The 25,696-nt window shown below is 34.4% G+C and carries 26 protein-coding genes; 11 read left to right on the forward strand and 15 right to left on the reverse strand.

Features of this window, described 5'->3' with window-relative positions:
• The first annotated feature begins 81 nt into the window (after positions 1 to 81).
• Positions 82 to 1,203: a mannose-1-phosphate guanylyltransferase gene (locus tag H4O20_RS09025; RefSeq protein ID WP_185099048.1), complete on the forward strand. Its 1,122-nt coding sequence runs from the start codon at positions 82 to 84 to the stop codon at positions 1,201 to 1,203.
• Positions 1,204 to 2,640 (forward strand): DUF389 domain-containing protein, encoded by a 1,437-nt coding sequence (locus H4O20_RS09030; RefSeq protein WP_185099049.1) that lies wholly within the window; start codon positions 1,204 to 1,206, stop codon positions 2,638 to 2,640.
• A gap of 13 nt (positions 2,641 to 2,653) precedes the next feature.
• Here H4O20_RS09030 and H4O20_RS09035 read toward each other — a convergent pair whose 3' ends face one another.
• The 7 genes from H4O20_RS09035 to gcvP form a co-directional block, all read right to left on the reverse strand.
• Positions 2,654 to 3,424 (reverse strand): ABC transporter ATP-binding protein, encoded by a 771-nt coding sequence (locus tag H4O20_RS09035; protein WP_139853800.1) that lies wholly within the window; start codon positions 3,422 to 3,424, stop codon positions 2,654 to 2,656.
• Positions 3,421 to 4,161: an ABC transporter permease gene (locus H4O20_RS09040; protein ID WP_179951763.1), complete on the reverse strand. Its 741-nt coding sequence runs from the start codon at positions 4,159 to 4,161 to the stop codon at positions 3,421 to 3,423. The genes H4O20_RS09035 and H4O20_RS09040 overlap by 4 nt, the downstream gene beginning before the upstream one ends.
• A 217-nt stretch (positions 4,162 to 4,378) precedes the next feature.
• A complete protein-coding gene (locus H4O20_RS09045; RefSeq protein WP_185099050.1) occupies positions 4,379 to 5,482 on the reverse strand; it encodes an alkaline phosphatase in 1,104 nt (367 codons plus the stop codon).
• 102 nt (positions 5,483 to 5,584) lie between these two features.
• A complete protein-coding gene (locus H4O20_RS09050; protein WP_185099051.1) occupies positions 5,585 to 6,439 on the reverse strand; it encodes a glycosyltransferase family 2 protein in 855 nt (284 codons plus the stop codon).
• Positions 6,439 to 6,960 (reverse strand): methyltransferase, encoded by a 522-nt coding sequence (locus H4O20_RS09055; protein WP_185099052.1) that lies wholly within the window; start codon positions 6,958 to 6,960, stop codon positions 6,439 to 6,441. Before H4O20_RS09055 ends, H4O20_RS09050 begins: the two co-directional genes overlap by 1 nt.
• 41 nt (positions 6,961 to 7,001) lie before the next feature.
• Positions 7,002 to 8,060 (reverse strand): 3-oxoacyl-ACP synthase III family protein, encoded by a 1,059-nt coding sequence (locus H4O20_RS09060; protein WP_139853805.1) that lies wholly within the window; start codon positions 8,058 to 8,060, stop codon positions 7,002 to 7,004.
• 115 nt (positions 8,061 to 8,175) lie between these two features.
• Positions 8,176 to 11,025 (reverse strand): aminomethyl-transferring glycine dehydrogenase, encoded by a 2,850-nt coding sequence (gene gcvP / locus H4O20_RS09065; protein WP_185099053.1) that lies wholly within the window; start codon positions 11,023 to 11,025, stop codon positions 8,176 to 8,178.
• A gap of 244 nt (positions 11,026 to 11,269) precedes the next feature.
• Here gcvP and H4O20_RS09070 point away from each other — a divergent pair, with 244 nt between their 5' ends.
• Positions 11,270 to 12,088, forward strand: coding sequence for a hypothetical protein (locus tag H4O20_RS09070; RefSeq protein ID WP_185099054.1), 819 nt, complete (start codon positions 11,270 to 11,272; stop codon positions 12,086 to 12,088).
• Here H4O20_RS09070 and H4O20_RS09075 read toward each other — a convergent pair.
• Positions 12,085 to 12,339: a hypothetical protein gene (locus H4O20_RS09075; protein ID WP_139853808.1), complete on the reverse strand. Its 255-nt coding sequence runs from the start codon at positions 12,337 to 12,339 to the stop codon at positions 12,085 to 12,087. The genes H4O20_RS09070 and H4O20_RS09075 overlap by 4 nt on opposite strands.
• Positions 12,340 to 12,345: 6 nt before the next feature.
• On the reverse strand, positions 12,346 to 12,894 hold the full coding sequence (locus H4O20_RS09080) for a sigma-70 family RNA polymerase sigma factor (protein ID WP_139853809.1): 549 nt from the start codon (positions 12,892 to 12,894) through the stop codon (positions 12,346 to 12,348).
• A 167-nt stretch (positions 12,895 to 13,061) separates the two neighbouring features.
• On the opposite strand from H4O20_RS09080, the gene H4O20_RS09085 reads away from it, so the two are divergent.
• From H4O20_RS09085 to H4O20_RS09100, 4 genes are all read left to right on the forward strand, one after another.
• On the forward strand, positions 13,062 to 14,507 hold the full coding sequence (locus H4O20_RS09085; protein ID WP_185099055.1) for a M28 family peptidase: 1,446 nt from the start codon (positions 13,062 to 13,064) through the stop codon (positions 14,505 to 14,507).
• A gap of 30 nt (positions 14,508 to 14,537) precedes the next feature.
• A complete protein-coding gene (locus tag H4O20_RS09090; RefSeq protein WP_221442809.1) occupies positions 14,538 to 15,392 on the forward strand; it encodes a fructosamine kinase family protein in 855 nt (284 codons plus the stop codon).
• Between the two features lie 106 nt (positions 15,393 to 15,498).
• Positions 15,499 to 16,380 (forward strand): ACP S-malonyltransferase, encoded by an 882-nt coding sequence (gene fabD / locus H4O20_RS09095; RefSeq protein WP_185099056.1) that lies wholly within the window; start codon positions 15,499 to 15,501, stop codon positions 16,378 to 16,380.
• Positions 16,381 to 16,609: 229 nt separating this feature from the next.
• Entirely contained in the window at positions 16,610 to 17,653 is a 1,044-nt protein-coding gene (locus H4O20_RS09100; protein ID WP_139853812.1) for a hypothetical protein, read from the forward strand.
• 111 nt (positions 17,654 to 17,764) lie between these two features.
• Here the strand turns inward: H4O20_RS09100 and H4O20_RS09105 are convergent, their stop codons facing one another.
• Together H4O20_RS09105 and H4O20_RS09110 are read right to left on the reverse strand one after the other, a co-directional pair.
• Complete coding sequence (locus H4O20_RS09105; RefSeq protein WP_139853813.1) at positions 17,765 to 19,090, reverse strand: D-serine ammonia-lyase; 1,326 nt, start codon at positions 19,088 to 19,090, stop codon at positions 17,765 to 17,767.
• Between the two features lie 57 nt (positions 19,091 to 19,147).
• Positions 19,148 to 19,492 (reverse strand): cupin domain-containing protein, encoded by a 345-nt coding sequence (locus tag H4O20_RS09110; RefSeq protein WP_139853814.1) that lies wholly within the window; start codon positions 19,490 to 19,492, stop codon positions 19,148 to 19,150.
• Between the two features lie 166 nt (positions 19,493 to 19,658).
• Here H4O20_RS09110 and H4O20_RS09115 point away from each other — a divergent pair, with 166 nt between their 5' ends.
• A complete protein-coding gene (locus H4O20_RS09115) occupies positions 19,659 to 20,126 on the forward strand; it encodes a hemerythrin domain-containing protein (RefSeq protein WP_139853815.1) in 468 nt (155 codons plus the stop codon).
• A gap of 96 nt (positions 20,127 to 20,222) precedes the next feature.
• Here H4O20_RS09115 and H4O20_RS09120 read toward each other — a convergent pair whose 3' ends face one another.
• From H4O20_RS09120 to H4O20_RS09130, 3 genes are all read right to left on the reverse strand, one after another.
• On the reverse strand, positions 20,223 to 20,414 hold the full coding sequence (locus tag H4O20_RS09120; RefSeq protein ID WP_139854400.1) for a hypothetical protein: 192 nt from the start codon (positions 20,412 to 20,414) through the stop codon (positions 20,223 to 20,225).
• Between the two features lie 163 nt (positions 20,415 to 20,577).
• On the reverse strand, positions 20,578 to 21,600 hold the full coding sequence (gene galE, locus H4O20_RS09125) for a UDP-glucose 4-epimerase GalE (protein ID WP_139853816.1): 1,023 nt from the start codon (positions 21,598 to 21,600) through the stop codon (positions 20,578 to 20,580).
• Positions 21,601 to 21,633: 33 nt separating this feature from the next.
• On the reverse strand, positions 21,634 to 22,794 hold the full coding sequence (locus H4O20_RS09130; RefSeq protein WP_185099057.1) for a DegT/DnrJ/EryC1/StrS aminotransferase family protein: 1,161 nt from the start codon (positions 22,792 to 22,794) through the stop codon (positions 21,634 to 21,636).
• Positions 22,795 to 22,931: 137 nt separating this feature from the next.
• Between H4O20_RS09130 and H4O20_RS09135 the strand changes: the two genes are divergently transcribed.
• The 3 genes from H4O20_RS09135 to H4O20_RS09145 all read left to right on the forward strand — a co-directional run bounded on the left by H4O20_RS09135 (position 22,932) and on the right by H4O20_RS09145 (position 24,840).
• Positions 22,932 to 24,176, forward strand: coding sequence for a 3-deoxy-D-manno-octulosonic acid transferase (locus H4O20_RS09135; protein WP_139853818.1), 1,245 nt, complete (start codon positions 22,932 to 22,934; stop codon positions 24,174 to 24,176).
• Between the two features lie 147 nt (positions 24,177 to 24,323).
• Entirely contained in the window at positions 24,324 to 24,539 is a 216-nt protein-coding gene (locus H4O20_RS09140) for a hypothetical protein (RefSeq protein WP_139853819.1), read from the forward strand.
• Between the two features lie 52 nt (positions 24,540 to 24,591).
• A complete protein-coding gene (locus H4O20_RS09145) occupies positions 24,592 to 24,840 on the forward strand; it encodes a hypothetical protein (protein WP_139853820.1) in 249 nt (82 codons plus the stop codon).
• Between the two features lie 52 nt (positions 24,841 to 24,892).
• Here H4O20_RS09145 and H4O20_RS09150 read toward each other — a convergent pair whose 3' ends face one another.
• Entirely contained in the window at positions 24,893 to 25,660 is a 768-nt protein-coding gene (locus H4O20_RS09150; protein WP_179951764.1) for a LexA family transcriptional regulator, read from the reverse strand.
• Between the last annotated feature and the right edge of the window lie 36 nt (positions 25,661 to 25,696).

Raw genomic sequence — 25,696 nt, forward strand, 5'->3', positions numbered from 1 at the left:
GACTTAACCTATTAAAACATACAGACATCGAATTAGATCTTGTTCTCTAATTTTTTAGTGTCTTGAATCAAAACATTAACTATGAATAAAAATTATTATGCAGTAATAATGGCGGGTGGAATTGGCTCAAGATTTTGGCCAGTAAGCACACAAGAATTTCCAAAGCAATTCCACGATATGTTGGGTTCTGGAGAAACCTTACTGCAGAAAACGTTTTCGAGGCTTAACAAAATTATACCTTCGGAAAACATCTATATACTTACCAACGAAAGGTATTTGGAGATTACACTTGAGCAATTGCCTAAGATTTCAGAAAAGCAGGTAGTATTAGAACCTGCTATGCGAAATACCGCACCTTGCATTTTGCTTTCCGCTTTAAAAATAAAGAAAGAAAACCCGAATGCACTAATGTTGGTAGCACCAAGCGATCACTGGATAGAGGATGAACTTGCTTTTTCAAAAGACGTTCAAGAATGTTTTGAGGCTGCTGAAAAAGAGGATATTTTACTCACTTTAGGAATTAAACCTACTTTTCCTAACACTGGATTTGGCTATATAGAAAGCACTACAGAAACTGTGTTAAGTGAAGCTGAAGAACTTGATAGCCAAAAAGTAGCAAATAAAAACATCACTAAAGTAAAACAGTTTCGAGAAAAACCAGATTATGAAACCGCCAAGAAATTTATAGCCGCTGGGAATTTTAATTGGAATGCTGGTATTTTTATTTGGAGTGCCAAAAGTATAGTGAGTTCATTTGAGAAATATTTAGGCGAGATGCACACCTTGTTTTCAAATGGAAATGAGTTTTTAAACACAGATAAAGAAAAGACTTTTATTGAAGAAAACTATTCAGCGGCAGAAAACATATCTATTGATTACGGAATTTTAGAAAAAGCTGATAATGTTTACGTAAAAAAAGCTACTTTCGATTGGAACGATTTGGGTACTTGGGGAGCGCTTCACGACAAGTTAGAGAAAGATAATTTCAACAATTCTGTTGTAAATGCTGACACTCTCATAGAAAACTCGAAAAACAATATGATATTTACATCGTCAAAAAAACTTGTTGTTTTAGACGGAATTGAAGATTATATTGTAGTGGATAAAGAAGATGTTTTACTTGTATTTCCAAAGGATAAGGAACAAGAGATAAAAGAACTTTTAAAAGACGTTTCCAATAAGTTTGGTAAAAAATATTTATAAATGGAGAATTCAAATAACAATAATGAAATAAAGGTTACTCCTAATGACGAGGAGTTTGAGCAAGTAAAACTCAATACTTGGCAAAGCATCAAACAGTTCTTAAAAGAACTTTTCGACATTCGCGCAGACACCGACCGAGACGCTACAATTGATGCAGTAAAAAAAGACATTTCCTTTAAAGGGCATACTGCTTGGATTCTTATTTTCTCCATATTCGTTGCATCTATTGGCCTTAACGTAAGTAGTACTGCTGTTGTAATTGGAGCGATGCTTATTTCTCCACTTATGGGACCAATTGTAGGTATTGGACTGTCTGTAGCTATTAACGATGTAGAAACCCTTAGACGTTCGCTTATAAACTTAGGGGTAATGGTATTTTTAAGTGTGCTTACAGCGTTTCTTTACTTTAAGTTATCTCCACTTACCGAAGAAACACCTGAGCTTATTGCAAGAACATATCCTACAATTTTGGACGTGCTGATCGCTATTTTTGGTGGATTGGGACTTATAGTTGCTAAAACAAAAAGCGGGACAATAGCTAGCGTTATATTTGGGGTTGCAATTGCCACCGCCTTAATGCCACCCTTGTGTACTGTGGGTTATGGATTAGCAATTGGAAATGCTTCATATGCCGGTGGTGCTTTATACTTATTTAGCATTAATGCAGTGTTTATTGCGCTATCTACATTTATAGTTTCAAAAATTTTAAGGTTTCCATTAGTAAGGTATGCAAACAGTAAAAGACGTAAGCGAATTTCACAAATTGCATCTTTAATTGCTATTGCGGTAATGGTTCCTAGTGTATGGTTATTTATAAAACTATTAGACCAACAAGTTTTTGAAAACAGAGCTAAAGAGTTTGTAAACAAAACTGTAAAATACGACGGAGCCGAAGTAGTTAAATTCACTCAAGATTACAAGACAAAAGATATAGACGTTTATTTTATTGGTCGCCCAGTGCCACAATCTAAAATAAATGAATGGTTAACCGAGTTAGAAAACACTGACAAGCTAGAAACAGCTCGCTTGCGAATTTACCAAGGAACTGATCAAAGTGGAGAAATGGCAGCAAGGCTTTCCGGGGAAATTAAAGCAGGTATTTTAGAAGATCTTTACGTAAAAAACGAACAGATTATCCAAAATAAGGATGAAAGAATTCGCTTTTTAGAGGATCAAATCACCATGTTAAAAGTTAAGAGTATTCCTTTTGGTGAAGTGAGTAAAGAGCTTAAGATAAACTACGAAAACGTTGAAACATTTAGCTATTCAAATAAAATTACAACCGACTTTAAAAAAACAGATACACTGCCTGTTATAAACATACGTTGGAAGAAAAATGTACCAGCTAGACAACGCCAAGCAGAATTAAAGAAAATTGAAGCTTGGATTAAGTTTAAAATGAAATTGGATACGCTTGATGTATCAGAATACAGATAGGGTAATAGGCTGATTAAGCTTTATTTTCCTTTAACTGAACATCGCGTATTTTCTTAAATAGATCTGATGAATACACAAAACTGGTAACATCTTCATTATCAGTTTTGAAAATTTCTTGGTTAGTCCCTTGCCAAACTAATTTGCCGTTTTTAAGCAACATTACCTTCTCACCAATTTCCATAACTGAATTCATATCGTGAGTTACCACGATAGTTGTAATATCGTATTCATGAGTAATCTCCTGAATTAACGTATCGATTAAGGTAGCTGTTTTTGGGTCTAGTCCAGAGTTAGGTTCATCACAGAATAAATACTTCGGCTTGTTTACAATTGCACGAGCAATAGAAACACGTTTTTGCATTCCACCAGAAATTTCGGCAGTATATTTTTTATTAACCCCTTCGAGGTTTACACGTTTTAAAACTTCATTTACTCGAGCCAGCATTTCTGGCTTTTTCATCTTTGTAAACATTCGCAACGGAAACATGACATTTTCTTCAATATTCATCGAATCAAATAATGCTCCACCTTGAAAAAGCATCCCCATTTCCTCGCGAAGCTTGCGTTGCCTTTCGTCGTCCATATCTTGAATAGCCTCGTCTCCGTAATAGATTTTACCTTGTTCTGGCTTAAATAATCCAATAAGACATTTAAGCATAACGGATTTACCACTACCACTCTGCCCGATAATAAGGTTGGTTTTTCCTTTTTCGAATACAGTGGTAATCCCTTTTAGGATTTCTTCTTCACCAAATCTTTTATGTACATCTTCAATTTTTATCATGCGCTTAAAAGGAGTTGGGTTATTATATAGTTTGCGGCAATTATAAGTACACTAGTCCACACAAAGGAATTTGTACTTGCTTTACCTACTTCAAGTGAGCCACCTTTCATATAGTAACCTTGCCAAGAAGGTACAGTAGCTAATATAAAGGCAAATATGAATGTTTTAAAGAAAGCGTAAAATAGTTGATAGGGTATAAAATCTTCTTGAACTCCAGCAATAAAATCGGCAGAACTACTAAAACCACCATATACCGCTGCTACCCAACCTCCAAAAACTCCTAAAAACATTGAAAGCACTATCACAAAAGGATAAAACATTAGAGCGACAATTTTAGGAAATACCAAGTAGTTAAGGGAGTTTATTCCCATAACTTCCAAAGCATCAATCTGCTCTGTAACTCGCATAGAGCCAATACTGGAAGTAATAAAAGATCCAACTTTACCCGCCATAATAATTGAGATAAAAGTTGGAGCAAACTCCAAAATAACAGATTGTCGAGTTGCAAATCCAATTAAACTATCTGGAACAATTGGGTTGTCCATGTTTAATGCTGTTTGAATAGACACAACACCTCCCACGAAAAAAGATATAAAAGCAACGATACCCAAAGAACTTATAATAAGGTCGTTTATATCCTTAAAGATCATATGTTTCAATACTGATGTTTTAGTGAAGCTAGCGAACACTTTTTTAAGCATCAAAAAATAAGAACCAATATCATGTAAATACTTCATAAAATCTATAGTTATGGCTAAAGTACTAAATTTACATTAGTGTAATTTATAAAAGTGCGTTAAGAATTCATTGGTAAGATGCTTTTTACAATTTAAATTAAATTCAAAACATAGTATCTAACCTCCCAGACCTTTTATAACTTGTTATTTAAGCTTAATGCAATTATTAAGCTTAAATAACAGTCATTAAAATAAAAATCAATATTCGAAGAAACAATTACTTTAAAAGTTCCATCATTTTAAAGTAAATCTCATTGTTTTCATAAATCCCATTAAACAATTCTGCTCCAGGTCCTTTAGCAAAAACAGGCACCATAGTCCCAGAGTGTCCCGTAGTTGAAAACACTGGGTTTATTTTATTATAATCTCCATCTTTAGAAGCTAAAGTAAAGCCTCCGGTTTCATGGTCTGCAGTAACGATTACCAAAGTTTCACCGTTTTTAGCAGCAAAATCTAAAGCAACACCTATAGCTTTATCAAAGTCTAAAAGCTCTTCAATTAAGTAGTCACCTTCATTATTATGTCCGCCCCAATCAATCTGGCTACCTTCAACCATTAGGAAAAATCCATTTTCGTTTTTAGACAATTTCTCCATCGCTAATTTTGTTGCATTCGGAAGGAAATCCCCCCTACCCTCACTCATTTTTGGCATTCCATTTTCAGCAAGTAAAATCAATTGATTTTTTTCACTTGGAGATTTTGGTAATTTATCTGTTATCACCTCATATCCATTGTCCTTCATAGACGCCAATAAATCTTTACCGTCCTTTCTTTTGTTGAAAAACTTTAGACCACCACCTGCAAAAAAGTTAACTCCACTTTTTGGAGCAAATTCAGTAATTTCCTCATACATACTTCTGCTTTTTACGTGTGCGTAAAAAGAAGCAGGCGTCGCGTGTTGTATAGATGAAGTTGCAACAAGTCCGGTGCCGTATCCTCTTTTTACAAGATGTTCTACAATAGTTGGAACTGGAATGGTGTCTTTATCTACTCCAATAGCTCCATTGTAGGTTTTAACCCCTGTAGAAAAAACTGTTGCACCTGCAGCAGAATCGGTAATCAACTCGTTTGAAGAAGAAGTTTTACTCAAACCTATAGTATTAAAACGCTCAAAGTTTGGCTTCGCATTTTTATAATATATAGCTGCTGAAACCTGACTCAAGCCCATACCATCACCTATTAACAGGATAATATTTTTAGGTTTTTTCGATTCTTGAGGCACATGTGAAACGGTGTTATCTTTCACATTAACAGAAACACAAGAAGTTGAAATAATTGAAACTGACAATAAAATTGTAAGGAGAGAAAACTTAATCTTCATATTATTTAATTTTTCCGGTAAAAATAGGAATTAATAAGGTTATGATGTGTTAAGAGTTTGTTGTTAAATAAGGTATTCTACACTATTCTCCCGCTCATTGAATTAACGAACTCCTATTTTCCTAAAAATATTTTTCCAGCGCAAATCTCGGATAAACTTTCCTTCTTTTTCTGAAACCATATACTCTAGGTTTTCCCTTTTCGCTTTGTAAAAACCTTTTATTGTATTTATGAGAAATGAAAAGCTATTTTTTTTGGAAGCTAGTTTTGCTGAAGCGATAAACGTTAGCCAAAACCCATAACGCATTTTATAAAAAGCTTCTCCTTGTCTATATTTTGAAGCTTCTGTATAAACTTTCCCCGTTGGTTTTAAGTGCTTTACTTTTAAGGAAGTATCAGTTTTTATAGTCCACCCGTGATATTCTGCCAATAAACCATCTACAGAATCCCAACCAATAGATTTTTTAAGTCCGCCTATATCTTCAAAACACTTTTTACGATACAGTTTTATAGGTCCGCGAACTTTAGTTTTCTCTGAAATAGCTTCAAACTTCCATTCCCCATCGTTTTCAATATAGAGATTCCCTCCAGCTAAACCTACGTTATTATCAGCCTTGAAAAGTTGAATAGTTTTTTGAAAATAATCTTTAGGAAGTATTAAGTCGGCATCAAATTTTCCAATTAGTTCAAAATCTGAATCCAGCGATTCTAAGCCTTTGTAAAATGCATTTACTACTTTACTTCCAGGCTCGTGAAGTGCTTCTGAATTGTGAAAAACACTTTGGATAAAGGGATACTGTTTTGAAAATTGATCGACAATCTTTTGAGTGTCGTCAGTTGAAGCATCATTTACAACAACAACTTTTTTTGGAAGAATTGTTTGTTCAACGATTGATTGCAGCATCTTACCTATATAAGCCTCTTCGTTATGGGCGGGTATGATGATGTAAAAATCCATTAATCTCTAACAGCGTAAACTAAATAATATCTCGGTGTAAAACTACGTAGTATTGGACGTATTCCTATTTTCTTTACTGGGTTTGTAAACTTTTCGCGCTTAATAATTCGCCACCCAGCTTTTTCAAGAAGCCAATCAAATTGCCAATCTTCAAATTCGTGATAATGTCTATCCCATTTATCGGTTTTACTTCTATAGGCCGAAGCAAACCATAGTCTTAACGGGATTGATGCTACTAATTTCTTAGCTTCAATATCTTTTATAACATTAAAAGGAGACACTAAGTGTTCAAAAATCTCGAATGCTGTAACAACATCATAGGAATCAGTTTTTACAACATCGGTCTCCAGGTCTAAATCCTGCCCCTTAGTATTTGTTACGTTGTAACCTTCCTTAGTAAGAATTTCAGAAAAAGGGTTTGCAACCCCTAAATCAAGAATTTTCTCTTCTTTAGAAATTACATCATTTAAAAAACGTAATGTGTGTTTATATCTTTTAGTAGGAAATTTACCTTCGTACATATTTTTTAATTCAGAGTTCAGAATTCGGAATTCTGAATTAATTACACCCTATAAACTATCGCATTAATATTCATTCCTGCACCCACGCTTGCTAGAATAACTACATCTCCTTTGTTTAAGGAATGTCCTTCAAGTTCACCATTTAAAACTAAATCGTAAAGTGTTGGAACTGTAGCTACACTGCTATTTCCTAACTTACCTATACTCATAGGCATAATTTTATCTGGAGTAGGCTTGTCGTAGAGTTTATAGAAACGGTTAATAATAGCCTCGTCCATCTTTTCATTGGCTTGATGGATAAGAATTTTCTTAACCTCATCAATTCCAATTCCAGAATTATCTAGACAAGTTTTCATAGCGTCTGGCACTCGATTTAAGGCGAATTCATAAATCTTACGGCCATACATTTTTATATATCGGCGCTTATCTTTAATTTCTAAATTATTGCTTTCGCCAAAATAGATGAAATGAGCCTCGTCAAACGCATAGGTAGCGCTAAAATGACTTAATATGCCGCCTTCTTCATCTGTCGCTTCAACAACCGCAGCACCTGCACCATCGCTGTAAATCATTGAATCGCGATCGTGAGGATCAACAACTCTAGATAACGCTTCAGCACCAATCACCAAGCATTTTTTTGCAATACCAGATTTTAAAAAGGCATTGGCTTGAATCATACTTTCTATCCACCCAGGGCAACCAAAAAGCATATCGTATGCTACGCAGGTTGGTTTTTGAATTTTAAGATTGTGCTTTACGCGAGTTGCAATACTTGGAACCGTATCACTTTGCGCAGAGCCGTGTTTAACATCACCATAATTATGCGCTACAATAATGTAATCTAAATCTTCCTTATCAATCCCCGAATCTTTAATAGCCTTTTCGGCAGCAAAAGTTGCTATATCAGAAGTATTTAAGTTTTTAGGGATATAACGACGTTCGTCTATTCCTGTAATAGCCTTAAACTTCTCAATAATTGTATCATTTTTTTGACCAAATCGGGTGCCATCTTCATTGTAAAAATGATGATTCCCAAACTGTTCATTCTTTGCAATTTCGCTTGGAATATAACTGCCTATACCTGTTATTTTGACATTCATATTTTGAAAAGTTTTTTTTAAAAATACGGAAAAAAATAGTTAATCCCGATAGCTAAATAATGAAACGGTATTCAGTATTGAATTTATTTACTGAATACCGTTCCTTTTTAACTAATTAAGCTTCCATATAAGCTTCAATTGGGTCGCAAGTACAAATTAAGTTACGATCTCCATAAGCATCATCTACTCTTCTAATTGAAGGCCAGAATTTGTTGTCTGAAATATACTCTAATGGGAAAGCTGCTTCTTGTCTTGTATAAGGGAAGTCCCATTCATTTGAGGTAAGCATCTGTAAAGTATGAGGTGCATTTTTCAATACATTGTTTAGCTCATCTTTATCAGCACTTTCAATTTCTTGCCTGATAGAAATCATAGCTTCACAGAATTGATCTAACGCCATTTTACTTTCACTTTCAGTTGGCTCAATCATAAGAGTACCAGCAATAGGGAAAGAAACTGTTGGCGCGTGGAATCCGTAATCCATCAATCGTTTAGCGATATCTACAACTTCAATTCCTTTTGCTTTAAACGGACGACAGTCCACAATCATTTCGTGAGCTGCACGACCTCTTTCACCTGCATAAAGCACTTCGTAATGTCCGCTTAATCTTTCTTTGATGTAATTGGCATTCAATATTGCGTGTTCTGTAGCTTTTTTCAAACCATTTACTCCCAACATACAGATGTATGCATAGCTAATTAAGCAAACCAACGAGCTACCGTAAGGAGCCGATGAAATTGATGTAATTGCCTGATCACCTCCAGTTGGAATTACTGGGTTGGTTGGTAAAAACGGAACTAATTGTTCTGCTACACAAATAGGACCAACTCCAGGACCTCCACCTCCGTGAGGAATAGCGAAAGTTTTGTGAAGGTTTAAGTGACAAACATCTGCTCCAATAGCACCAGGATTGGTCAACCCTACTTGAGCGTTCATGTTTGCACCATCCATATATACTTGCCCACCATTTTCGTGAATAATACTAGTAATTTCGCGAATTGCAGATTCGTAAACTCCGTGTGTTGACGGATATGTAACCATTAAACAAGCAAGGTTGTCTTTGTGTTTTAACGCTTTTTCACGAAGATCGTTAACATCTATATTCCCTTCATCTGTAGCTTTAGTAACCACCACTTTCATTCCTGCCATTACCGCACTTGCAGGGTTTGTTCCGTGTGCAGAAGAAGGAATCAAGCAAATATTTCTATGTCCTTCTCCGCGTGATTCGTGATAAGCACGAATTACCATTAACCCAGCAAATTCACCTTGCGCACCACTATTAGGTTGTAGTGAAGTTCCAGCAAATCCTGTGATTTCAGTAAGTTGTTTTTCTAGTTTCTTTAAAACTGTTTGGTACCCTTCAGCTTGTTCTACTGGTACAAATGGGTGTACATTCCCCCACATTGGATCACTTAATGGCAACATTTCAGCTGCAGCATTTAGTTTCATAGTACAAGAACCCAATGAAATCATTGAATGATTTAATGAAAGATCTTTGCGCTCCAATTTTTTGATGTAACGCATCATGTCTGTTTCACTGTGGTACTTATTGAAAACTTCTTGTTGAAGGAATTCAGTTTTACGAGCTATTTCTTGTGGAATTTTATTGCCAGTTTCAAGTTCAGTTAACTTTTTAAAGTCTTTTTTAACAGCTTCAGCGAAAATAGCAAGTATTTTATTTAAGTCTTTTACTGTTGTAGTTTCATTTATCGAAATAGAAACTGTTTCACTATCTGGATAATAGAAGTTTACTTCTTTTGCTTCAGCTAAGAATTTGATTTTTGTAGCATCTGTTTTAATAGCTATAGTATCAAAGAAGGTATCGTTCACTTGCTCGAAACCTAATTCTTCTAATGCATTTGCAAGCGTAACTGCACTGTTGTGTACTTTTCTTGCAATATACTTTAATCCTTCTGGTCCATGGTAAACAGCGTACATACCAGCCATTACAGCTAATAATACTTGTGCAGTACAAATGTTTGAAGTTGCCTTGTCACGTTTAATATGCTGCTCTCTAGTTTGAAGCGCCATACGCAATGCACGGTTTCCGTCTGCATCTTTAGTAATTCCAATTATACGTCCTGGAATACTGCGTTTGTATTCTTCTTTTGTAGCAAAATAAGCAGCGTGTGGGCCACCATATCCTAATGGAATTCCAAAGCGTTGTGTAGTACCAACAACTACATCAACTCCATAATGTCCAGGAGACTCAAGCATCACAAGACTTAAAATATCTGCAGCAACCGCAACCTTAATATTGTTTGCGTTAGCTTTTTCGATAAAGTTTTTATAGTTGTGAACTTTTCCTGTTCTACTTGGGTACTGAAGAATAGCTCCAAAGAACTCATCAGCGAAATCAAAATCTTCGTGATTTCCTACAACCAATTCAATATCTAAAGGATTTGAACGAGTTTGTAATAACGAAAGTGTTTGTGGAAGAATATCTTCTGAAACAAAGAATTTAGAAGCGTTAATTTTTTTCTTATCTCTTTCACGTACATTATAAAGAAGCGACATAGCTTCTGCTGCTGCAGTCGACTCGTCAAGAAGAGAAGCGTTTGCAAGCTCCATTCCTGTAAGGTCACTTATTACTGTTTGAAAGTTTAATAATGCTTCTAACCTACCTTGTGCAATCTCTGCTTGATAAGGTGTATAAGCAGTATACCATCCTGGATTTTCCAAAATATTACGTTGGATTACAGGAGGAAGAATAGATTGGTGGTATCCTAAACCAATGTATGTTTTAAATAATTTATTTTTAGACGACAATTCTGTGATATGCTCTAAATACTCCTGCTCACTCATAGCCGTTTCTAGGTTGAGGGGTTTTTTTAGTAGAATATCGTCTGGAACGGTTTCATAAATTAGTTGGTCCATAGAGCTTACACCAACTGTTTCAAGCATCTCAGGAAGGTCACTTTCCCTTGGGCCAATATGTCTTAATGCAAAAGAATCTGTGTTCATAAAAATTGCCGAATTTTAATCCTTAGCCTTATTGATTGCCAAATAAAACGATCAAAAAAACTTAGGATTTATATAATAATAACATTTAGATTTTTAATATGAGCAGACTATTAAAACTCAATAGTTTGCAATGCGGCGCAAAATTACGATTTTTAACGAGAATCAATTCCTTTTTAGTGATTTGAAAAATTAATTTTTTCAACTAAATCAATAGGTTACTAACAGTTTGTCTAATTTTGAAATCATGAATTTTCTGAGAGGTGTTTTCAGGTTTTATATAAACAGCAGCATACACGTTGCTTTAGCTGTTTTAGCCTTCTATTTCATAACCGCTTTAGAGTATAATTTAAAACCATCAACTACCACCTCAGCCTTTATTTTTCTAGGAACAATATCGGCTTACAACTTTGTAAAATACGCTTCAATAGCAGGTTTACATCACAGAAGTCTTACCAATTCTTTACGGGCGATTCAAATTTTTTCTGCAGTATGCTTTCTGCTCTGGATTTTTCTAGCGCTTCAACTTTCATTTACAACAATTCTCTTTATCGCATTATTTGGAGTCACAACGGTACTATATGCAGTTCCTTTTGCACAACACAGGAGTCTGCGAATGTTTTCAGGATTAAAAATATTTGTAGTTGCATTTGTTTGGGCAGGAATTACGGTTATTATTCCATTTATAGCTTCGGAATCAGCAATCACAACTGATGTGATTCTTACTTTTATACAACGTTTTTTAATTGTAGTTGTGCTTATTTTACCTTTTGAAATTCGCGATATTCATTATGATGCGTTAGCCTTAAAAACTATTCCACAACAACTTGGTATTAAAAACACTAAAAAAGCAGGTTTAGCTGCTTTATCAATTAGTTTATTTATTGAGTTTTTTAAAGAAGCATCAGAAGCTGCTTATATCACAAGTTTGCTATTATTCTCAATAATTCTAGGTTGGGCTGTATTTATTTCAAAAAAAGAACAGAAGAGATATTTCTCTTCATTTTGGGTTGAGGGTTTACCGATACTCTGGTTTGTAATGTATGTCACTCTTAAAACAATCTAAGAATTAAGCTTATCGGCTAGCTCTTTTTGAAGTTTCTCTTTTAACTGTAATTTACTTTCGGGATTAAGAGTTTTAATCTCTACAGCTTTTAAAGTATTTGTAAGTTTTTGATTCTTCCTCGCATATTTGTTACAAAGTTTACAAAGCAAGAGGTGTAGTTTAAGTTTTAATTTTTCGGATATACTAATCTCCTTATATTGGTTTTTGTCACACAAATATGCTGCTTCGTGACATTTTAAAAATAACTTCATAGAATATTAATTGTACCAGTTTTTTTCTAAACACTCCATCAAATTCTTACGTGCTCTGTGGATAATAACCCACAGATTAGACGGAGTAATATTGTATTCTTTACAAAGAACATCCGTATCTTGATTTTCGATTGTTTTCTTTTTAAAAATTTCGCCTTGTTTTGTTGGTAGTTTATTTAAGCACTTTATAATGGCGAGTCCCAGTTCACTATTCTCCATCCTATCTTCGGCAGTTCTGTCAAATAAATCTGCAGCATTTTCCTCAAGCCAATTACCTTCTATATCATCGTTTTTATATGAAACAAGAACTTCAGCCTTCCCTTTATTCGAATTTTTTTTACGGTAATAATCAATTATTTTCCGCTTTAAAATCGAAATAAGCCATGTGCGTTCACTAGCTTCACCTTTAAAATTGTGTTTGGACCTTAGTCCTGCTAGGAAAGTTTCTGAAATCAAATCTTGCGCAATCACAGCATCATTCACCCTTACAATTGTATAATTGTAAAGATAATCGGCGTAATTATCTACCCACTTACTCGGATTTAATACTTCCACTATATAATTGTTTTATCTTTTTCAAAATAGAGGAGGATATTAATTTAGACTTAAGTTAAGTTCTTATTTAACACCATAAGATACGTCAAAAAATTTAAACTTCATTATTAGGAGATTAAATTCATTAAAAGTTTTAATTTTACGTAAATTAACTTACAAACTTCCCAATGAAAAACCTTACAACAACCTTTATCTTATTCTTTTTTATAGCAACTGCGGTAATTGCACAAAACAACAATTCATTTTACGCAACAATGAGTGGAGAGACTGCTTTAAAATTTAAGCAGTTATATCCAAATGATATTCAGATTTTAGATACAAAAAACAACGAATGTGCTGTTTATCTTACTGAGGAAGTTTCTCACAAAATACACGAAAACGTTCAAGTTCACGGTCCAGGATATATTTTTAGACCTTCTAAAGAAAAGGCGCTACAAGCTTTAAATAGAGTTCAAAGCAGAAATTCATTTTTAGAATACACAATCACAGAAACCGATTTGGTAAATGAATGCCTAGATCTGGTTAATAACCAAAACATAGAAGATGATATTCTAGAATTGCAAGCTTACGGAACCCGTCATCACGAAACATCTCAAGGCGAACAATCTGTTCACGACTTAAAAGCCAAATGGGATGCTATGATTGCACAATCCGGCAGAACCGACATTCACACTCGTATTTACAATCATCAAAACACACCAATGCCTTCTGTAATTCTAACTATTGATGGAGCCAACACTCCAGATGAATATGTTATTATTGGTGGACATTTAGATTCAACTTCATTTTGGGATATTAATGATGCTCCTGGTGCCGATGATAATGCTTCGGGAATCTCTTCTTTAAACGAAATGATTCGTGTGCTTATAGCAAAGGAGTTTGTTCCAAATCGCACTATTGAAGTTATGGCTTATGCTGCTGAAGAAATTGGACTTGTAGGTTCAGAAGAAATTGCTTCAGAATATGCAAGCAACGGAATAAATGTTGGGGCCTACGTTCAGTTTGATATGACAGGCTACAATGGTTCTAACGAAGATGTTTGGATTTCTACAGATTGGTACAACAGTAGCGCATTAAACAACTTTTTGGTTGATTTAATGGATCATTATAACGGAACCGGTAACCACGCTTTTACCTATAACTTTACCGAATGTGGATACGGTTGTTCAGATCACGCAAGCTGGGCAAACAATGGTTACGAAGCGGCATTTCCTTTTGAAGCTAAATTCAGCGAGTCTAATCCAAAAATACATACAGATGAGGATGTTTATTCTTTTTTCGACACCCCTGAACATTCAGCAAAATTTACCAAACTAGGCTTACAATTCTTAATTGAAGCTGCCAAGCCACAAACAATGTCGGTAAATGATTTTTCAGAAAACGCTATTGCTGTATTTATAAATGAAAACATACTTAATTACCGACTAAACAATCTAACTACAAACGTTGGCGATATCTCTATTTACAATATAGGCGGACAAAGTGTTATCAATGAAAAAGCAAATTCTCAATCTGGAAGTGTTAATCTTACAGCCTTAGACAAAGGTTTTTACATTGTAAAATTCAACTTTACTAACGGTAGAACATTGAGTAAAAAGTTTATTCTAAATTAATTCTCGTAATCAACAGGACACCTTAATAGCTTGTCTATTTATATCAGTAGAATTCAAAATATTGCGACCCAAAACAACTTAAATCTAATTGAGGTTAAGCAACTTTTTGGTGGAGATATCAATGAAGTATTCCTACTGAAATGTAAAGAAGGGGATTTTGTAGTTAAATTGAATGATGCTACAAAATTCCCTAAAATGTTTACTGCTGAAACAAAAGGTTTAAACTATTTGAGAGATTCGAATAGTTTTAAAATCCCTAAGGTTTTAGCAAATGGGGAAATTGAAAACACCTCATATTTATTACTCCAATATATCTCAAATGGAGAGTTAAATGCTGGTTTTTGGGAATCTTTTGCCGATAATTTAGCAAAGCTTCACCAGGTAACACAAACAGATTTTGGATTAGACCACGATAACTATATAGGTAGTCTGCCTCAAAAAAACAACTTTAGTAAATCTGCTTCAGAATTTTATATAAGTAATCGGTTAGAGCCACAATTCAATATGGCGTCAGAAAATGGATTTCAGTTTAAAAAGCTAGCTAGCTTTTATAAAACCATTTCCAAAATAATCCCAAATGAAGCACCATCTTTAATTCACGGTGATTTGTGGAGTGGCAACTATATGGTCAGTAAAAAAAGTCAAGCTGTTTTAATAGATCCTGCAGTCGCCTTTGCTCCTCGGGAAATGGATATTGCAATGATGGAGTTGTTTGGAGGATTTTCAGAAGAATTAATCATCAACTACAATTCTATTTTTCCTTTAGAAAAAGGTTGGGAAGACAGGGTTTCTCTTTGGCAACTTTACTACTTACTCGTGCATCTTAATCTATTTGGAAGTAGTTATTTACCGAAAGTGAAATCAATTATAAATAAATATTCTTGATTTAATAAAAACGTGTCGCTTATCGCAAAACCAATCCTTTATGGTTAGCAAGTAAAATCGTGGAATTAATTCCTATTTTTGCAACTCAAATAAAAAAACGAATTAAATGAAAGCATATATCTTCCCTGGACAAGGTGCTCAATTCACTGGAATGGGTAAAGACCTTTACGATAATTCTGCGAAAGCAAAAGAATTATTTAATCAAGCCAATGAAATCTTAGGCTTTGATATTGCCAAAATTATGTTTGAAGGTTCTGCCGACGAATTGAAGGAAACAAAAGTTACACAACCAGCTATATTTTTACACTCTACAATATTAGCAGAAGTAATGGGCGACAGATTTCAACCTGATATGGTTGCTGGACATTCATTAGGGGAAATTTCAGCTTTAGTAGCAAATAGAACCATAGTATTTAGCGATGGATTGCAGTTGGTTTACAAGCGTGCTTTAGCAATGCAAAAAGCCTGTGAGCAAACACCTTCGACTATGGCTGCTGTTTTAGGTTTAGAAGATCATTTAGTTGAAGAGATTTGTGCAAATACTCCAGGAATTGTAGTTGCTGCAAATTACAATTGCCCAGGACAATTAGTTATATCTGGTGAAATTGATGCTGTAGGCACAGCTTGTGAAAGTTTAAAAGAAGCAGGAGCACGTAGAGCACTTATCTTACCAGTAGGTGGTGCATTCCACAGCCCATTAATGGAGCCAGCAAGAGAAGAACTTGCTGCTGCCATTGAAGCTACTCAATTTACAGCTCCAGCTTGCCCTATCTATCAAAACGTGTCAACATTCGCAGTTACAGACCCTTCTGAAATAAAGAAAAATCTTATATTCCAACTTACAGCTCCAGTAAAATGGACTCAAAGCATTCAGAATATGATTAAAGATGGCGCAACAAAATTTATTGAAGTTGGACCAGGAAATGTATTACAAGGTTTGGTAAAGAAAATTGACCGTTCGGCAGAAACTGAAAAAGCAGAAATGTAAAGCAAAACTTCATATTTAAAATAATCTAAAACGTCGAAAGCCAATTTGCTTCGACGTTTTTTTATTCCTTTTCTTAAGATGTATTATTAATCTTAGCCTAGATATTAAAGGCTATACACTTATAACTCGATATCGAGTTCCCATTAATTTTCTATTTATTTTATTTTTTAAGGGTAACAATTTATAACCCGTGTTGATATAATGATATAACATCAAAAATATCAATACTATGAAAACTTTTTTATCAATTTTCAGCTTTGCAGTTCTAACTTGCTTAATATTTACTAGTTGCTCTTCTGATGACGACAGTACTATAAACGATGACACAAACAATTCACCATGTTTCAATTACAATAAAAATCTACTGGCTTTAAATACAGTATTCGACAACAATGTAAATGCTGTTATAGATTACAATTCGTTTCTTATAAACGACCTAGACAGTTCCGCTCCTATTTTTGAGGGAAGTTTAACAACTAATACCAATCTCACTTATCAATTACCTACAAGTACTTCCTTATATAATGATAATAGTAGGCTACACGGTATTCTTGTAACGAGAGCTGGAAAATATTTCACTTTCAACACAAATACGGGGACAGGACAGGAATTTACTACTCCATCAAATATAGCTGCACCTATAATTGTCGGTGGAGAAAGTTATGTAATTGAAGTTTCAAACTCTGGTTACGCAAATTCTGGAACCGACAATCACTTTTCTGTAAAACCATTTAATATGAGCAATGGAACTACAAGTACAGCACTTACAATTCCAGCGATAAACACCACTTTTAACAATAACAGTTTCTTTCACGTAGAATCTATGAGTGCAGCTTCAAACGGTGTAAACGAATTGTATTTTGTTTCAGGAACGAATTTGATAACCGTAAATGTATCTAATAATACAAGCTCTCATGTTGATTTATATCCATCATTTTCAAATACAGATTTTGTGAGATTTATCGGATTAGAATATTCTAAAAGCTTTGGACTGTTAGCAATAATGGATATGCCTGATATCAATTCGAGAAAAATCGTAAAAATAGATCCTACTAACGGAACGTATTCAGATTTACTTTCAATTCCGACAAATATAAATACTGAATTTTATTCTACAGTTTACAGTGAATGCAACAAGACTTACTATCTCACTTCTTTGGCTAACGGAAATACTGTACAAACCAATTATTTTGAATTTGATTTAGTGGCAAATTCAATTTCAAACACTCAGGTTTTCAACGATTATGTCTTTGGAATAGAACTTATAGATTAAAAAACCCTTTATAGAATTAGCCATAATACATCTTTGAAGGTTGAGGGGGCCTTCAAATTAAAAGCGAGTAGAAACAAAGTTTCTCTCGCTTTTTTTAGTAAACACTATGCTTTACTCTGTAATACTTTTACCTCTATTATAAAACTCTTTTCTTTCAAAATCTGGTACTAAGTCACCACCTGTAGCCCAAATGATATGGGTGGCATTGTTCATATTAATATTATTATTTTCGGCATACTCTGTTTTTGAAATAATCTGCGGACCGCATAAGCCAGCAGTAGCTGAAGGCTCTAAGAATATTTTTTCAGTGTCCATCAATTGACTTAATAGCCTAAAGAGACGATGATCTTCAAGAGTATAAATACCACTAATTAAATGTTCACTAACCGAAGTTGCAAATTTTGAAGGACGTCCTACTGCTAAGCCATCGGCCTCAGTTTTATTGTCTATCCCAATATCCTGTACACTAATATTACTCATTTCACCCGTAACTAAACCTGTTAACACCGCAGGTGAATGTGTAGGTTCTACAAAGAAACAATGTACATTATCGCCAAAAATTTGTTTTAGCCCAAAGGCAGTTCCTCCGGGAGAGCCACCAACACCACAAGGAGAATATACAAACAACGGATGCGAATCGTTCACCTTAATATTAGCTTTTTCTAATTGTTCCGCCAATCGAAGCGCCCCAACTGTATAGCCTAAAAACAGTTTTTTAGAATTTTCATCATCAACAAAATAAGCCATTGGGTCGGCTTTTGTTTTTTGTCTTCCTGCCAAAATTGCTTCACTAAAATCTCCTGCAAACTCTACTACTTGAACTCCTTTGGAGCGCAACAAATCTTTTTTCCAAGGTTTAGCATCGGCAGAAACATAAACCGTTACTTGAAAACCGAGCTTAGCACTAATAATTCCAATACTCAACCCGAGGTTGCCTGTAGAGCCAACGCCTATTTTATATTTGCTAAAAAATTGCTTGAATTTATCAGAAAGAAAAACTTCATAGCTATCTACTTTATTTAAGATTCCAGCCTTTAAGGCTAATTCTTCTGCATAGTGTAACACCTCAAAAAAACCTCCTCTAGCCTTAATAGATCCAGCAATAGGTAAGGCATTATCACATTTCAAAAATAAACGACCTTCAATCTTTGGCGATTCTTGGTTTAAAAGCTCTTTCATATTTTGAATTTCCTTTAAAGGAGATTCAAGAATGCCGTTTGTAGCTTCAGTTTCTGGAAAAGCTTTAACAAAAAACGGAGCAAATCGTTTCCACAATTCTTCCGCAGCCTGTATATCCTTCATTTTTATAGGAAATTTAGGCATTTCAGAATGGCGTTTCTTTTTGTCGTTAAGCCAAACCACAGGTTTTAAGTCGATTACTTCCTTGAGAATAGGCGACTTTTCTACAAATGAATCTATTTTATTTGATGAATACATTTTTTCTAGTTTTTATAATAAAACCGGTGATAACTTAATAACTAAATAGAATAGCAATTATGAATTTTTGGCTACACCTTCTACACGAGTAGCTGAATCAGCTTTGTTTAAGCTCAACCTAACAGTACTCGTTTCAAGTGCTTTTAAATCGTGTGGCACTCCACCTTCAAGCGCTACTAAATCACCTTTCTTTAAATTATGAATTGTCCCATTTACTCCAAAATCTATGGCGCCTTCAAAAATTTCCACCACAATTGGGAATGGCGTTTTGTGCTCTTTCATTACCTGACCTTCCTTAAAAGTAATCCTGATTTCCTTCCCTGAATCGGTATCTATTAAAACCTGAATCGCTGGTCTGTTTTCATTGTATTCTAGATTGTCTATAAGTGATGCTAGTTTCATAATTAATACATTTTTTAGTTTCGTTATTTAGAATCATTCAAAATTAAATAAAATTACCTTATTGTCCTAAATTAAAACAACAAGTTTTCTACTTATGATTAACCTCATAACTATTAGAAATCAGTTTTATGAAATTTGTTTAATTGTTTAAGAATGGATAAAAAAAATGCATAAAGGAATCGAAAATAAATATTTATCACTTACACCTCTTATTGAAGATCACGATGAGGTGATTCTTTTTTGTGAACGAATAAGAGAAGCGCTTCAAAGAAAAATTGATAGTAATCGGATTAAGGGTTATATCGATTGGTTTAAAGAAACTTATCTAGATCCACATTTTGAAATTGAACAAGAATTTATTTTTCCAATATTAGGGAATAATAATGTTCGAGTGAAAAGGGCTATTGCAAATCACCGACGACTAAATCGATTGTTTAATGAAACGTCTAGCCTCCATACAGTTTTTCACAAAATTGAAGAGGAACTAACTACTTATATAGGCTTTGAAGAACGCATATTATACCAAGAAATACGAGCTATTACTACTCAAGAAGCGTGGAAGGAAGTCGAGGAAAAACACTCCCAATTAAAGTTTTCGGATGATGAGTGGACAGACCGGTTTTGGGAGGTTTGATGTGTATATCTTAAATCAACTAAAATAAAAAACGCCGAATGATAAGGAATCATTCGGCGTTTCTTTTGAATTCAAAATTATGAATTCACAATTTTTCTAAGCACTTATAACACAATCTTCGCAATCTTTAATTTCACCATAATAGGTTTCGCGATATTTGTGTAATGTTTTAAAAGGGATGTTTAAAAATGTTTTTTTAATGTAAATCACACTTGTTGTGAACATTCCCATTTTTTGTGTAAATCGTTTTTCTGTTTTTGTTTGTCGTTTCACTGAAACTAACTTCATCATATTTTTTTTGACCCCCTTCAGCTCGCAAAGCATTCATTTTGAAGCAGAAGTCCAGAGTACTATTCGAGTGCAAAGAAACAAATATTAGCTCCTAATTCCAAAAAATGAGCGTTAAACCTATCTTAAGTTTAAATAAACGATTTTATAAACCCTTACGTTTCTATGAATTTTCACGTACTTTCAGCTCCCATTTCCAGGCAGATGCTAAGGCTTCTTCCATTGTTTTTTGTGCCTTCCAACCTAGTTCTTCATTAGCTTTTTTAGTATCGGCGTAAACAGAAATAACATCACCTGGGCGACGATCTACAATTTTGTAATTCAATTTTTCCCCTGTAGTTTTTTCAAACGAATTTACTACCTCCAGCACAGAACTTCCTCTTCCTGTACCTAAATTGAAAACTTCATAATTCGATTTGTTTTTTTCTGAAAGAAGGCGTTCTAAAGCAATAACGTGTGCTTTTGCTAAATCTACAACATGAATATAATCGCGAATACAGCTACCATCTTCAGTTGGATAATCGTCACCAAATACAGAAAGTTGTTCGCGAACTCCAGCTGCAGTCTGAGTGATAAACGGAACTAAATTTTGAGGCACTCCCGCAGGTAGCTCACCAATTAACGCAGTTTCGTGTGCTCCAATTGGATTGAAATAGCGTAGTGCAATAGTTTTTAAAGAAGAAACAGAACAAGTGTCCTTTAATATCTCCTCAGCAATTTGCTTGGTATTACCATAAGGTGAAGTAGCAGGTTTTACAGGAGCATCTTCGGTAATTGGCAACGAATCTGGCTCACCATAAACAGTGCAAGATGAACTGAAAATAAAATTATTGATATGATGAGTGTTACACTCCTGAAGCAAATAAATAAGAGTGTTTAGATTATTTTCGTAATACAATAATGGTCTATCTACACTTTCCCCTACAGCTTTACTTGCTGCAAAGTGAATAATACCATCAATATCATTATTGCGCTTAAAAAAGTCGGATACTGCCGCTTTCTCACGAAGATCCAAACGTTCAAAAGTGGGTGGAGTTTTAGTAATATCTGTAATACCTTCCAAAACGTCTAAAGACGAATTGGATAAGTTATCTATAATTACAACTTGATATCCTGTTTTTTGTAATTCAACTACAGTGTGACTACCTATATATCCTAATCCTCCTGTTACTAATATTTTTTTCATAATTCTACTCCTGTAACTCAGGCTATTTCTTTATTAATTATTCTCCATAAATTCGATGACAGTTTTTGTGATATAATCTATCTGCTCATCATCAAGCTCGGTATGCATTGGTAAAGAAATAACTTCTTTAACTAACTGATTGGTAACCTCAAAATCTTCCTCTTTATATCGCTCATCTCTGTAAGCCTTTTGAAGATGTAACGGAATTGGGTAATAAACACCGCAAGGAATTTCGTTTTCATTCAAATGTTTCACTAAAGCATCGCGATCTGCATCTACAATCTTTAAGGTGTATTGGTGGTAAACGTGACAGTTACATCCATCTATTTCTTCATTCGAACACTTTCCACAGCCAGTAGGTGTGATGATGTTCTTATGATTTTTAAAAGCTTCAGAATACTTTTGAGCTGCAATTTTTCTAGCTTTATTGTAGTCATTTAAATGAGGTAATTTTGCACGAAGCACAGCAGCTTGAATAGAATCTAATCTACTATTAACGCCTACAACATCATGGTGATAACGTTCGTACATACCGTGATTTACAATGCCGCGAATTATGTGCGCCAAATCATCGTCATTTGTGAAAATTGCTCCACCATCACCATAACATCCTAAGTTCTTAGAAGGGAAAAATGAAGTAGAAGCAACGTGCCCAATAGTACCAGTTTTTTTCTTAGTGCCATCTTTTGAAGTATAATCTGCGCCAATTCCTTGGGCGTTATCTTCAATTACATAAAGATTGTGTTGTTCAGCAACTTCCATAATTTCATCCATATTGGCCGCTAGACCAAAAAGATGTACAGGAACAATAGCTTTTGTTTTTGGAGTAATGGCTTTTTTAATTGCTTCAATATCAATATTGAAGTTAACCGGATCCACATCAACTAAAACCGGAGTTAACTGTAAAAGTGCAATAACCTCTACAGTTGCGGCAAAAGTAAAATCGGCAGTGATAACCTCATCACCAGGTTTTAAGCCAAGACCCATCATAGCAATTTGAAGGGCATCGGTACCGTTTGCACAAGGAATAACGTGTTTTACCCCAAGGTAATCTTCAAGCTCCTTTTGAAATTGGTGAACTTCTGGACCATTTACGAAAGCTGTAGTTTCAATTACGTTCATAATAGAACTATCTACACGCTCCTTAATATTTTTATATTGACCCTTAAGGTCTACCATTTGAATTTTTCTCATTTTTTGTAATAGTATTGAATTTGTAAAATTACGAAAAATGAAGTTTGTAAACTTCAACTTAACGAGTTATTGGCGATTTAGATTATTGAGAGGATATTTTAGAATTTGGATGTCGAATTTTGGTATTTTTACACGCGATGCACATAATCTATAACCTACTTATTTATTTAGCCTCCTTCGCCTTGAGGATTGTGGCGCTATTCAGCAAAAAAATAAAATTGTTTGTTGATGGCAGAAAAGATGTGGTGCATATTCTTGGTAAAAACATCTCGACTTCCGATAAAACTATTTGGTTTCACTGCGCATCCTTAGGTGAGTTTGAACAGGGAGTACCGATTATGGAGGAGATGAAAAAGGCAAAACCCGATCATAAAATCATAGTTAGTTTCTTTTCACCTTCGGGTTATGAGATTAAGAAAAACACATCTTTAGCAGATGTAGTTGTTTATCTACCTATGGACACACCTTTAAATGCTAAGCGATTTATAGATGCTATACATCCATCGCTTTCAATTTTTGTAAAATATGAGTTCTGGCCAAACTACCTTCTTCAATTAAAAAAGAAAAACATCCCTACCCTACTTGTTTCTGGGGTATTCAGAGATAATCAAATCTTTTTTAAACCTTATGGAGGATTTATGCGGAAAGCGCTAAAAAGTTTCAACCACTTTTTCTTACAAGAAGAAAATTCGGTTAAACTATTAAATAGCATAGGTTTTAAAAACACAACCTTAAGTGGCGACACTCGATTTGATAGAGTATCTCATCAAATTGAAATGAACAATACGCTAAAGTTTGCTAAGGAATTTAAAGGAGACTCACTTTGTATTGTTTGCGGGAGTACTTGGCCAGAAGATGAAGCTGTACTTTTAGATTATATAAATTCAGCACCAAGAAATGTGAAATTTATTATTGCGCCTCATAAAATTGAACAAAGTAAAATTGAGGCGTTTACCGAAAAACTATACAAACAAAAAGTTATTCTTCATTCACAGAAAGACGATGTTAATCTCGCCGAATACTCCGTATTAATTATTGACTGCATTGGTCTTCTTACCAAGTTATACAGCTATGCAGATATAGCCTATGTAGGTGGTGCTATGGGTAGAACGGGATTACATAACATTTTAGAACCAGCAACTTTTGGAGTGCCTATTATAATTGGAAAGAATTACAATGAGTTCCCCGAAGCCATACGACTCCGCAATTTAGCTGGCCTATTTTCAATTTCAAATCCCCTAGAACTTAGTGATGTTTTAACAAAGTTGGTCTCTGACGCAAACTATAGAAAGAAAACAGGAATGATTAGTGGACACTTTGTTAACTCAAACACTGGAGCCACCAATAAAGTGCTGGATTACATTGCCAAACACCACAATTAAACCCTCATTTATTTCACGATTTACGTCGTACTTATTTAAAAATCCTCTTTTATATTAGTAATTCTTTCACATTTTTTAGTATTTAATTACCATAAGTGTATTTTTAATTACCTTAGATTTGTCCAAACAATCTAATTAAATCTATATATGAAAAAATTAATTTTATTATTTGCTATATCTGCTGTAGCACTTGGTTCTTGTCGTGAAACTAAAACTGAAACTAAAGAAGTAATTCGCGAAGTAAAAGTTGAAACTCCTGAAAAAACAGACAACGAGGGAATTTTAGAAAGAGCTGCTAAAAAAGTAGACAAGGAAGTAAATGAAGAAATAGACAAAACAATTGATGAAATCGGAAACGACTAATCACTTTGTAATTTTAACATAAACTAATCACTAACTAAAACTAAATCAAACAATGAAAAAATTAACAATGATTGCCTTATTTGCAGGATTTTTAACAGTTTCTCTTACATCTTGTAGAGATCAAGAAACTAAAGAAGAAACCTTAGAAGAAACTTTAATTGAGGACATGCAAGACAAGGGCGCAGATATTAAAGTAAAAGACGACGGTGACAAAATTAAAATGAAAACCGAAGACGAAAAGGTGAAAATTAAAACCGACGAAGACGGTGATACTAAAATTAAAGTAAAGGATAGAGACTAATTTTCATCTTGCCTATACAAATTAAAGGATGCCCAGAAATGAGCATCCTTTTTTATTTCAACCCGCTTATCTGTCCTTTTAATTCATCCATAGATTGCTGCAATTGTCTTAGCAAACTACTTTCTGAAGGCTCATCTACACCGAAGCTCAACTTACTATTTACCATCCAAAGCTCTTGAATGTCTCTTACTTTTACTTCTATAGGTAAATAACTTTCGTTTAGTGAAATCAGCCTAATAGACTGAGGGTTACCAGGTATTTTCTGTAATTTTTTCACTAAAACAGAATCTCTTAAAACAACAATATAAATTTTAGAATCGGTAGCCTCATTAATACTTGCTACTGCCCTACCTAAAACCCATTCATTAGGTTTTATATTTGGCAACATACTATCTCCTTCTACTTGAAAACCTCTATATGAGGCATTTCTATATTCTGGCAAAGGAATATTAAATGCTGGTAAAGTTTGATACCAACCTGTATCCTGAATGTTGTTAGGATAACCAGCCGCAGCTTTTTGATTCACTAAAAGAATACTGTCATTGCCTTCGGTATCTAAAGTGATAATTTTTGGACTAACATCTCCTCTGGAAGAATCGATGTGCTTCTCATAACTTTTGCCGTAAAGCCACAATGGATTAATATTAAATTGCGCCATTAACTCCATTACTACTTTCCCAGTAATTTTTGTTTTACCACGCTCAATATCAGCGGTGGTAGACCCAATATCTAAAAGTTCAGCAAACGATTGCTGGGTGTGTCTTTGTTCTTCGCGAATTTTCTTAAATCGCTGTGCCTCAATGGTTAGTTTAGATTCCATACACAAATATACTTCATTTTGGAATATATCCAAATT

It is taken from the genome of Aequorivita sp. 609, from assembly GCF_014212065.1.
Classification (GTDB): Bacteria; Bacteroidota; Bacteroidia; order Flavobacteriales; family Flavobacteriaceae; genus Aequorivita; species Aequorivita sinensis.

Excerpts from the sequence above, each read along its gene's own strand:
- H4O20_RS09075 (WP_139853808.1), bottom strand. The coding sequence starts at position 12,339 with ATGAAGTTATTTTTAAAATGTCACGAAGCAGCATATTTGTGTGACAAA.
- galE (WP_139853816.1), bottom strand. The coding sequence starts at position 21,600 with ATGAAAAAAATATTAGTAACAGGAGGATTAGGATATATAGGTAGTCAC.
- H4O20_RS09145 (WP_139853820.1), top strand. The coding sequence starts at position 24,592 with ATGAAAAAATTAACAATGATTGCCTTATTTGCAGGATTTTTAACAGTT.
- H4O20_RS09105 (WP_139853813.1), bottom strand. The coding sequence starts at position 19,090 with ATGTATTCATCAAATAAAATAGATTCATTTGTAGAAAAGTCGCCTATT.
- fabD (WP_185099056.1), top strand. The coding sequence starts at position 15,499 with ATGAAAGCATATATCTTCCCTGGACAAGGTGCTCAATTCACTGGAATG.
- H4O20_RS09030 (WP_185099049.1), top strand. The coding sequence starts at position 1,204 with ATGGAGAATTCAAATAACAATAATGAAATAAAGGTTACTCCTAATGAC.
- H4O20_RS09135 (WP_139853818.1), top strand. The coding sequence starts at position 22,932 with ATGCACATAATCTATAACCTACTTATTTATTTAGCCTCCTTCGCCTTG.
- H4O20_RS09050 (WP_185099051.1), bottom strand. The coding sequence starts at position 6,439 with ATGGATTTTTACATCATCATACCCGCCCATAACGAAGAGGCTTATATA.
- H4O20_RS09115 (WP_139853815.1), top strand. The coding sequence starts at position 19,659 with ATGCATAAAGGAATCGAAAATAAATATTTATCACTTACACCTCTTATT.
- H4O20_RS09130 (WP_185099057.1), bottom strand. The coding sequence starts at position 22,794 with ATGAGAAAAATTCAAATGGTAGACCTTAAGGGTCAATATAAAAATATT.
- H4O20_RS09045 (WP_185099050.1), bottom strand. The coding sequence starts at position 5,482 with ATGAAGATTAAGTTTTCTCTCCTTACAATTTTATTGTCAGTTTCAATT.
- H4O20_RS09055 (WP_185099052.1), bottom strand. The coding sequence starts at position 6,960 with ATGTACGAAGGTAAATTTCCTACTAAAAGATATAAACACACATTACGT.
- gcvP (WP_185099053.1), bottom strand. The coding sequence starts at position 11,025 with ATGAACACAGATTCTTTTGCATTAAGACATATTGGCCCAAGGGAAAGT.
- H4O20_RS09070 (WP_185099054.1), top strand. The coding sequence starts at position 11,270 with ATGAATTTTCTGAGAGGTGTTTTCAGGTTTTATATAAACAGCAGCATA.
- H4O20_RS09060 (WP_139853805.1), bottom strand. The coding sequence starts at position 8,060 with ATGAATGTCAAAATAACAGGTATAGGCAGTTATATTCCAAGCGAAATT.
- H4O20_RS09140 (WP_139853819.1), top strand. The coding sequence starts at position 24,324 with ATGAAAAAATTAATTTTATTATTTGCTATATCTGCTGTAGCACTTGGT.
- H4O20_RS09150 (WP_179951764.1), bottom strand. The coding sequence starts at position 25,660 with ATGGAATCTAAACTAACCATTGAGGCACAGCGATTTAAGAAAATTCGC.
- H4O20_RS09040 (WP_179951763.1), bottom strand. The coding sequence starts at position 4,161 with ATGAAGTATTTACATGATATTGGTTCTTATTTTTTGATGCTTAAAAAA.
- H4O20_RS09035 (WP_139853800.1), bottom strand. The coding sequence starts at position 3,424 with ATGATAAAAATTGAAGATGTACATAAAAGATTTGGTGAAGAAGAAATC.
- H4O20_RS09025 (WP_185099048.1), top strand. The coding sequence starts at position 82 with ATGAATAAAAATTATTATGCAGTAATAATGGCGGGTGGAATTGGCTCA.
- H4O20_RS09100 (WP_139853812.1), top strand. The coding sequence starts at position 16,610 with ATGAAAACTTTTTTATCAATTTTCAGCTTTGCAGTTCTAACTTGCTTA.
- H4O20_RS09110 (WP_139853814.1), bottom strand. The coding sequence starts at position 19,492 with ATGAAACTAGCATCACTTATAGACAATCTAGAATACAATGAAAACAGA.
- H4O20_RS09085 (WP_185099055.1), top strand. The coding sequence starts at position 13,062 with ATGAAAAACCTTACAACAACCTTTATCTTATTCTTTTTTATAGCAACT.
- H4O20_RS09120 (WP_139854400.1), bottom strand. The coding sequence starts at position 20,414 with ATGAAGTTAGTTTCAGTGAAACGACAAACAAAAACAGAAAAACGATTT.